We start from the raw sequence: 10,403 nt of genomic DNA on the forward strand, positions 1-10,403 counted from the left end.
CCCGGGCAAATAGGCACTCCACCGCTTGCACTAACGGTCATCCCACAACCCGAAATAGGAAGATAAACAGACATTTCGGGTTCAAAATCATCTTTAATATTTATATCATTATATTTTTTATCTCGTAATAATTTTATGTCTGAAATTTTGTTATTGAATAATGAAGTTAAATCTTCACAAGTATAATTGTAATTAGTTTTTAATAACATCGTTTTATCATCATGTTTTAAATCATTGGCTGATGCATATCCCATTTGAATAATAAATAAAGCAATGCCTATTATAAAACTGTAAATAAATGTTTTACTCATAAAATAATTTAATTAATAGAAAAGGAAAAACATCCTTTTAAAAAAATATATACCAATTATAAAAACTATAATTAATAATATGATGCAAATATATAAAAGTAAATTACAATACATATTTTTTATCTTAAAAAGACTTAAAATAATTATTAACTAAATGTTAATTAATAAAATTGACTAATACAAACAGCATTTTTGCATCATTTTTTTCAAACATTTATAACACAGACTTTAATGCGTAATGTTTGCGTATATTTGCAGTAATAAATAAAATTATACAGTTTTTTTTAAAAATTTTGTGTGACAATACTAAAGTTAATTGATGGGAAAATTAATTTTCAACAATTTGGTTACCGTCAAAAACAAAATAATTGAATTAAAATGGTATTGGTTTTTATTCGGTATTATTATTATCACATTTTTAATTTATTATAAAAGCATATATTACGGCTTTATTGACTGGGATGATTATGAATATATTTCTAAAAATGATTTTCTGCTTAATTTTTCCTGGAATAAATTATCATTACTCTATCAACGCGAAAAGCATATAACGCTTTCCCTGGCAAGCATTGCTTTGCAGATGAAATTCACGGGAATTGATCCAAGATATTTTCATGCTGCAAATATTGTAATTCACTTAATCAATGTTATATTGGTTTTTTTTGTTACTAAAAAATTATCAAAAAGCCCACTCATATCCGTTTTATGTTGCACTTTATTTGCCCTTCATCCAACAAGAGTTGAAAGTGTTGTATGGGTCATGCAAAGAAAAGACCTGCTGTACACATTATTTTATCTTCTTTCATTAATTTCATATATTTACTATATAGAGAAAAAAAAACACCCATTCATTTTTTTGGTTGTAATTTTATGTAGCTGGTTAGCATCAATTTCAAAAATACAAGCTGTAATGTTGCCATTGACTTTGTTTTTAATTGACTATTACTACAGCAGGAGAATAAATGTAATTTCAGTTTTTGAAAAAATAGTTGTTTTGTCAGTATTCCTGATTTCATACAATGGCTTTCTCAATTTGATAATTGCAATAACAATATGCATTTGTGCATTTTATTTAATTAAAATAATAATTCGTACCAACAAAAGATTAAAGTTCAGGGAAATAATATCCCCTTTTATTCGAAATTATATCAACCTCAGTACTTATCATTCTGCTTTTAAAAAGCTAATAATAATATTGTTGTTCTATATTTTAATTGTTCTTTGTTGGCCTTTATTTTATTCCCTGATTAGCGATTTCATTAATTTCAGCAAACAACCAATAGTTATAAATTATTTTTTAAAGATGTTTGATTTTTTTGAAAAATTACCATCAGACATTTATCGCATTATAGCTAATTATTGGGACATAACCTCAAGTAATATAATTTATAAAACTGATTTCAATTTTGTTGATAGAATATTTCTTTTCAGCTATGCTGTTATTTTTTATTTATACCAGTTTATTTTTCCGTTTAACCTCTGCGGAATGCATCCTTATCCAAATAAAATAAACGGGTTTTTACCAGGCGAATATTATGTTTCCGGAATACTGCTTATCATCTTTTTTATTTTAATAATACTAATGATTTTCAAAGCCAGAAAAAAATGGAATGTAATCATTTTTGGCCTTTTCTTTTTTATAACAAATGTTTTTATTGTCGGGCATTTACTTCCCATGCAAGGGAGGCTTATAACTGCAGACAGGTATGCCTATCTTGCATATTTCGGACTGTTTCTGATAATAGCATATTTAATGAATATTCTGATTTCAAAAAGCAATAAAATTATTAAAAGAGTTATATCTGTTTTGTTTATCTGTCTGATAGCAGCATATTCTCTTTACTCGCACTCAAGAATTTCTGTATGGGAAAATAGTTATACATTCTGGATGGATATTGTAAAAAAACAACCTGAAAACTATTATGCATACTATGGGCTGGGAAATTATTATCTTGAAAACAGCGATTTTAAACTTGCACAAGATCACTTCAATAAAGCTATTTCAGTGAATAGTAAAAATGTTTCTAAAGATAATCAGGACCCGTTTCTCTATAACAATCTGGGCCTTGCATTATATCATCAAAAAGAATACATTGCTGCCATACAAGCATATGATGAAGCTATCAGGATTATGCCCGGGTTTTCTCAATTTTATAACAACAGGGGCAATGCATTTTATTTTCTTAAGGAATACGACAGTGCACTTTCAGATTATAATATATCATTTCAAAAATGGAATAAAAACTGTGACGCTCTCTTAAATAAAGCAGACCTTGAATTTGAACTCGGATTCATTGATTCAGCAAAAATTCATTATTTAATGTGTACAGAAATTGATTCGAATTTGGCAACACCACTTTACAAATTAGGCGCTTTTTACTTCAAACAAAACAATTATGATACAGCACGAATGTATTTATTAAAAGCAATATCTAAAAATCCCGGATACAAAGAACCAAAAATATTGCTCAACGAAATAGAATCAAAGCCTCATAATATTACCAATAAAAATATTTCAATTCCTGATAATAATAATGCAGAATATTATGTCAATAAGGGCCTTGAAATGGGAAAACTCGAGAATTATAAACTTGCTAGTGAATATTTTTCAAAAGCAATTGCCATAGACCCGAAAAATGCAATTGCATATAAAAACAGGGGCAATTCAAAAGGCGCTTTAAAAGATTATTCCGGCTCCATATCAGATTTCAATATCGCTATTGAGCTCAATCCAAATGATGCCGGCAGTTATTTGAACAGGGGTAACTCCAAATTCAGACTAAACGACCCTACAGCTTGCACTGATTGGGAAAAAGCGGTAAAACTGGGTAATACAAAAGCAAATGACCTTTTAAAAAAATACTGCAACTAAAATCTTATTATAATATTCTATTACGGATTAATAAGGAATGTGTTTTTTTGACATGTAATACCGATTGGAAAAATAATATAGTCCAAACCTCGCTTTACTCGTTTGTACTATTTAGTTGAACCTCAAAAAATGTTTTTTAGCGAAGATATAAAAAAATTGCTTATGATTTTTGAATAAAAAGTGCATCCCTTTTAAGAAAATAAAAAATCCTGGATTTAATTTCCATTTATTCATCATTCTTTTGAAGTTCATTGCGGCAGCTGCAAGCATAACATTGATATTATCTCCAAAAATGCCCTTGTAAAAATTCCTGTTTAAGCGATGATCTGATTTTAAGTGTCCTATTCGTGGTTCAATGGCGGCCCTTCGTCTAAAGCCATGCCCTAGTTTTTGTTTCTGATAGACACCATCAAACGTATAGGCTTGGCAGGTGCTCCTTTATTCTCAGAATAGTGCTTCTTAAATGCTTCTTAAAAAACCCGCCAATTGATCTTATGAGATAAAATGTATAATGGGTGTTTATGATCTAACTGTTCTTCAAATGTGCTATAGAAGCCAAGTTGATTTGCAATTTTTGCTTTTGATAACATGATTTTTTCTACCGGTTTTATATTACAAAGTTATGCTTTTCGGTAGAAATTTTATACATTAAATTATTATATGTTATTAGCAATCAAATGTTTATATGATATTTGAGGTCGGACTAGTTATCTCAACGGTAAAGGTTTCAGGTACTTTGAATTTTATTTTATAAACATCCCAGGTATAGGTTTTCGTCTGAGAATAGCCATCAAGAGTAATAAAAGCAAGTAAAACAAATAATAAAAACTTAATAGCAACATTAATATTTTTTATGAAACAGGTGTTAGTTGGAATTCGTCCAATGTACAAATATTATTCCAAAATAGGACAAACACTTTTCGCTAAACATGATAAAAGCGAAATTACTAATTCTTCACTATCCTGACGGTGTTGCTGTATTCATCAGAAATAAAGTTTACCATATAAACACCTGTATTTAAATTTTTAAGGTCAAGAGTGATTTTGTAATTTAATTCATCCTCTATCCTGATATCATTTTCATAAACCTTATTGCCTAAAAGGTCATAGATAATTAAAGAAGCATTTGTATTTACAATATTTTGAATATCAACAAACAATTCTGAAGTGAAAGGATTAGGATAATACGTTATATTGGGTAATGTTTCATCACTGTTGCAATGCACTGAAACAGGATTAAAATATTCATACTGTCCGTTATAATCCGTTTGTTTCAGGCGGTAATACGATATGCCGTTATAAGGGTTATCATCACGGACTGTGTAATACTTTACCTCATTGCTGTTGCCGGCACCTTCAATCTGTGTCAGCACATCCCATTTCTGAGCATCTATGCTGCGCTCAATGGTAAAATAATCGTTATTGGTTTCGGTGGCTGTTGACCAGTTTATTGTTACTTCCTTGTTTTGGCATACCGCATTAAAAGTTAAAAGATTTATTGGAAGCGGGTTATATGCGCCACCTCCCATACCCCAGTTGCTCCATCCCGAAGCTCCTTCACGCTTCACTACAGGATTGCCCCCTACCATTACCGGCTGAATATGCGTACCGCTTTGTCCCCAGGGTGCTGTCCCAACACGCTTCAAGGCTGTTATATTACAAAGATTATTAATGGTTTGTATGCCTCCGCCGGTCAGCGAAATATTATATAGTCCGCCAGTCATGCCACTGGGTGTTATGTCCCAATAACCCTCATCGCTCAATGTTGTTACGATAAATTGTGCGCATTCTCCTTCTGCTGGAATAACAAGCATTTGGTCTAATTCCATCCACGTCTCCGGCCAGCCCATAGACGTTTCGTTAAAAAAGGCAGTCAGCGAACCGCCGCTTGATGCACTTGTATATTCAACCAGCAAATGCCTGTTGTTGCTTTCAACACCCAGAGGGAAAAGACTTGAATCTTTACCGGAATTCGGTACATTAGGAAACCAGCGTTTCATCTTACCTAAAACAAATCCGTCTGTATAACTCAACGAGCCAATGGATGAGGCCGATGTGCCTAATTCTAGTGTGTTTACTCCGGTTTCAATATTGCCGGAAGTCATATTCAGAACATTGCCTACGGTAAGATCAGATGTCATTTTGATGCCTGATGCGTTGTTTAATATTAAATTATTAAAGTTACTCGTCCCGGCATATACGGTTTGTTGTGTGGTGTCGTTAAATATTACGGTGCCGTTACCAGCTGTATATGTGCCGTTGTTGGTCCAGTTGCCGGCAAAATTTATTATAGGAGAGTATCCCGCACAAGAAACTATACCTTTATTTACACCATCACCTGGACCTATAATCATTTCGCCGATATTTATTGCAGTGGTAGTATTGTTAAAGAAATTAACAGTAGCCGGGGTTCCCCAATTTGCAATTACCATTTTTGGAATAGTGAGCATTCCTCCTGTCATTTCGTAAACTGCGTTAATATCAGCGGTAAGACTACCACTGGCGTTTTCTATGATAATATCGCCTCCGGTTTGGATTAATTTGCCTTGCTTTAATGCACCTATATTAATATCATTCGAAGACCATTTAATTGTACCATTTGAAATAGTTACAATTGGCACAAATTCATCTGCACAATACATGCCTATATCAATATATCCAGAATTCGAAGATGATAGTACTTTATCATTCACATTTGTTAGATTAAAATAACCGTCTATATAACAATCTTTAGCAGTTAATGTATGGCCACCCAGACCGTTCATGGTGGGTGTATTAGGCTCATATCCAAATTGAAACGTGTTTGTTAACGTAATATCAGAATTCATTGTAAAATTGCCTGTACTCCCTACATCAATATTATAAAAGGTTCCTTTTTCTGGATCAGATGTTATGGTATTGTCTGTTCCCAAAAAGGTAACTTTTCCGGAACCGGAATTAAACGTTCCGTTGTTGGTCCAGTTGCCTTTGATATCTATGCTTCCCGTACCAGTACCACTTGTTATCGTGCCATCATTCGTAAGGCTGCCATTTACGGTTAACTTTTTTCCATCGTTGATGGTTAAAGCCCCTGTGGAAGTTACGGTAAGATTATTGCATACAGCTCCTGCGCTTGTTGCTGTTGGCTGTTGATCGATGCAGGTACCGGTAGTAATAAATACGTTATCGCTAGCGGAAGGCATATTAGAAACTGTAGAATAGGTGCCCGGGGTTCCGGAAGTGTACTTTACCCAATTGCCGGCTTCTTCCCAAGTGGTTGTTCCTGCAGCGCCCGACCACACATAATTATTATTACCGGGTGTTACATCAGCTACAATAGGATTTACCGTAACATGCAACGCTACGGAATTGTTGTAAAGGGTAGCAACATCAGATTCCGATAATTTGGTATTATAAATGCGAAAATCATCAATAGTACCTTTAAAATGATCTCCTTGTGGACGTTTACCTATTGTTGAGACGTTACTGTTCCATGTCCAATAATTAGAAGCCCCGGATGCTGGTATCTGCTCTCCATTTAGCCAAAAAGTTGAATTTAGTGAAGCATCATAGGTAACAACTATATGATTCCAGGCATCATCTACCCAAGAATTACCACAGGCAAAAGTAGGTTTACTTTGCCCACTACCACCAACTGTAACAATAAAAGAATTGTTTCCGCCACTAGGATATATACCCAATCCAATTTTTGAAACATAATGTCCAAAAATAATCTCATTCCCATTACCACTAGTAAAAGAACCTTTAACCCAACATGCAATGGAAGCGGGCACAGCAGCCAAAATATCATCATCTAAAGTATTCCCCAAATCTATATAACTACTAGTTCCATCAAAGCTATACGCCCCGCCATTTACTCCATTTGAGGTCCATACCGGGGAAGTGGCTAATGCTATAGTGCCGTTGTTATTGTTGGGGGAATAATCGGTTACAGTGGCAGTTGGCCTTGTATTATTAACAAATTGGGTAGCATGGTCTTTCTGCTCAAGCTGCAAATCCCTCACATAAAATGAAAATACATCAGCAGCTGTGCCATTATTTTGAACACCCTCTATATTTCCACATGTTTGTGCATCTGCAGTAAAAGATTTGCTTACATATTGCCAGTTATCATTACCATTTATCGGTATATCTGAACCTGCAATAGAGCCACCAGTTGTACAGTTTCGCATTCTAAAACTAATTTGTTTACCCGAAGGTATCCATGCTTTTAAACTAAAAGTATATGTTACGCCATTTGTGCAGGAACCACCTGAGCTAGAAATAAATCCATTATAGTAACCATCATTCAAGGTAGTAACTTTGTACGAGTTATATGTTTTTTCATAATTATTCGGTGTAATCGTTCCGCTCCAATAACCTGCCATGCCTCCAGAACCACATATAGCAGTTGCATAAGGCAATAAATTTGTTGTCGGTTCCTGTGGGTCGTCAAAGGTATAATTCAGTTTTAGATTGCCTGATGCTGGTGCTTCTTCTGTTGAATACACCGTGCCGCATTGATTTACAGCCATTCTGCGGTAATAGGTGTTTGCAGTAAGTGGTGATGTTTCGGTGTAAGATGATGCAGTGGCTCCTACAATATTGCTCCATGGGCCGGTGGGGCTTGTGGCTGTTTGCCACTGGTAAGTAAACGAACCTATGCCGCCGCTTGCTTCATCGCCTGTAAATTGAGCAGGAGTAGTATTATTGCATATAGTTTGATTGGCACTTATGGCTCCCGGCTCAAGCGGGTTTGCAGTTATAGTTACTGCATCCTCAACGCTGCATCCCCCGGCAGAAGCTGTCATGGTATATGTGGTAGTGCTTGCGGGCGATGCCGTGGGGTTGGCGATGTTAGTGGTGCTTAAGCCGGTAGCGGGAGACCAGGAGTAAGTAACAGTTTGATAAGTATAGTACACCGTTATTTCGAAGGTATTATTATCAACTTTATTATAACCTGCATTACATCCCGATCCCGATGAACCCCAAGTTCTAAAAGCATGAAGTCTAAAGTTAATTGTACCACCACCAGTTACACCATTTGCTATGGTAAGATTTGTTCTAGAATAACTAAACTGTCCACTACTATTGTCGGAGCCATTATAAATTGAAGTTTCTTTAGAACCACCTGGAGATGTACACTCTAAATAACTCCTTTGCTCGCTCATATATGCGTTATTTGTACTTGACGCTGTCATTTTATAACTCACATCAACTCCTGTAATAGTTGCACCAACAGGGATATCAACACTAAGATTTACTGGACAACTTGAATTAGTAGATGTTGATGGACTAGAATTAAATTCTGTTGAATTATCGCCGTGTGTGAAAGTTGCACTTGTCGAACTACTAATTGTTGGTCCAGTAGCACTCCCCTGCAACTGTGTGCTGCTGCCGCTGCAGATGGTAGCATCGGTGCCGGCGGAAACATTAGTTGGTAGTGGTTTAATAGTTTGCGTACCTGAAACATATGCAGAGTTCCCCGAGCATGTTGTTGCACCATAAGTACAATTGATACTTCCAGGGTTGTCATGGAACCAAAAACAATTTTCATAAACCGCACTAAAAGTTAAATTATTTGAACCCGAAGCAGAAGGTGCAGTCATAGTAAGTGAGTAAGTTGCTGTAGAACCCGGGGCAAGATTATTTGCGTCGCACCTCACATAAAAGTCAGCATCCGCATTCCATTTACAGCCGATATTGATTTCAGGGCTACCATTGGTCCATGTGGCCGTGCCAACATTTTTTACGGTCACTGTCACGCTGCGCGTTTCACCGGCACACCATGAATTTGATCCAAGGTTCATAGAAACAAACTGTGCTTTATAGGCTGCAGGGCAAGCATTTACTGTTATTGCTGACACACCATCACACCAATTGTCCGTACAGTCACCATTTAAATAAAAATAGTACATAGTACCATTATAATTATTAGGGCCTGCATCAATAAGTGGCATTTCATAATTATCTCCACATGATATTCCTTGATTAAAATGATAACAAAGAACAAGGCCTGATGCTACTGAACAGGTTTCTGAGAACATAGAATTTTGAATTTCTTGCTGAGACAATGCTCTGCTCCAGACCCTGAATTCATCAATTTTACCCTCAAGATATTCACTTGTCTCGTCAATACTCCTGTCTCCAATCGCTAACGTATGGTTTGCGTCGAACAATAGTGGCGTACCTGAATATGTGCCTGTATTATACGCTACGAGTGTTCCACTGGTATTATGAACATACACTGTCCAACTTGTTGGTGTCACAACATAAGCGATATGATACCATGTATCAGCTGAATAGGCATAAGTAACATCCGCAGCTGTGGTAAGCCATGAACTACCATCTCCAATATCACCATGAATTTTTCCGTTGTCGAATTTCATATCAAAGCTTTGATCGCCACTATATCTGCTTCCACAAATTGCATACACATCTTCATTTGAAGACACCTGAGCCCAACATTCTACAGTAAAGGTGCCTAATAAACTTGCACTTCCTGTATTAACTTTTACATAATCACCACCTCTAAAATCTAATGCATTATTAGGAGGTACAACACAGCTTATAGTTGCCTGCCATCCAGAAGAAACAACACCTCCATCTGAATAAAAGTAAAAGGTTAATTGTCCGGTTTGTGTTGCAGTGATAGTTCCAGGCGAAGTATTACCATCATATTCACCAATCAATGGATAAGTATTATCAGGTCCATCATAAATGTATAAATAATCATATCCACTTTCTGTGGAGAAGGACGAAAAAGCAAATTGTAACATTTGCCCTGCCGTACCAGGAGTAAATGTTTGTGTTATACTCACACTATTACCGTAATCTCCTGTTCCGCCAGGATCATAATAGGTACCATCGCATGTGGTTATGGGATTAGCACTCATGTAATATGTTTGCCCGAAAGAAAGCGAGACAAAAAAAATTACGAAAGCTGATAGTAAAATTAGCTTTTTCATATTTACGATTTATTTTTTAATAAAACCAGATAATAATTTTTACTGTTTACCATTATTCAATTTTAATAATATCAGTCTTTTAAAAGATAGTTTAATAAATAAAATATAATAATAACCTGTTGTGCTATTAACATGCGAGAGCAAATTTTAAGATGATTAATGGGTTTATTGTTTTGAAAATTAATAAATTGTAATAATGTAAGAGCAGCGATTTTAGAAAGGATCCGAATAGTGAGTCCAGCGAACGATTTAGCATAATTACGTTTAAGCATA

Annotated in this window: 3 protein-coding genes and 1 pseudogene; 1 reads left to right on the forward strand and 3 read right to left on the reverse strand. The window is 35.2% G+C overall.

Going from position 1 to position 10,403, the window contains the following annotated elements:
- The coding region (locus M0R16_13130) for a hypothetical protein (protein ID MCK9613815.1) at nt 1-311 on the reverse strand (311 nt) is incomplete at its 3' end.
- 319 nt (nt 312-630) lie between these two features.
- Between M0R16_13130 and M0R16_13135 the strand changes: the two genes are divergently transcribed.
- Nucleotides 631-3,183: a tetratricopeptide repeat protein gene (locus M0R16_13135; protein ID MCK9613816.1), complete on the forward strand. Its 2,553-nt coding sequence runs from the start codon at nt 631-633 to the stop codon at nt 3,181-3,183.
- A 231-nt stretch (nt 3,184-3,414) separates the two neighbouring features.
- Here M0R16_13135 and M0R16_13140 read toward each other — a convergent pair.
- Together M0R16_13140 and M0R16_13145 are read right to left on the reverse strand one after the other, a co-directional pair.
- Nucleotides 3,415-3,558 (reverse strand): annotated as a pseudogene (locus M0R16_13140) (transposase).
- 572 nt (nt 3,559-4,130) lie between these two features.
- Entirely contained in the window at nt 4,131-10,130 is a 6,000-nt protein-coding gene (locus M0R16_13145; protein ID MCK9613817.1) for a T9SS type A sorting domain-containing protein, read from the reverse strand.
- Nucleotides 10,131-10,403: the final 273 nt, after the last annotated feature.

The sequence above is a fragment of the Bacteroidales bacterium genome (assembly GCA_023228145.1).
In the GTDB taxonomy this organism is placed as follows: domain Bacteria; phylum Bacteroidota; class Bacteroidia; order Bacteroidales; family CAIWKO01; genus CAIWKO01.

What these genes read in the sequence shown, in the direction of transcription:
- M0R16_13135 (MCK9613816.1), top strand. Translation starts at nt 631, where the DNA reads ATGGGAAAATTAATTTTCAACAATTTGGTTACCGTCAAAAACAAAATA.
- M0R16_13145 (MCK9613817.1), bottom strand. Translation starts at nt 10,130, where the DNA reads ATGAAAAAGCTAATTTTACTATCAGCTTTCGTAATTTTTTTTGTCTCG.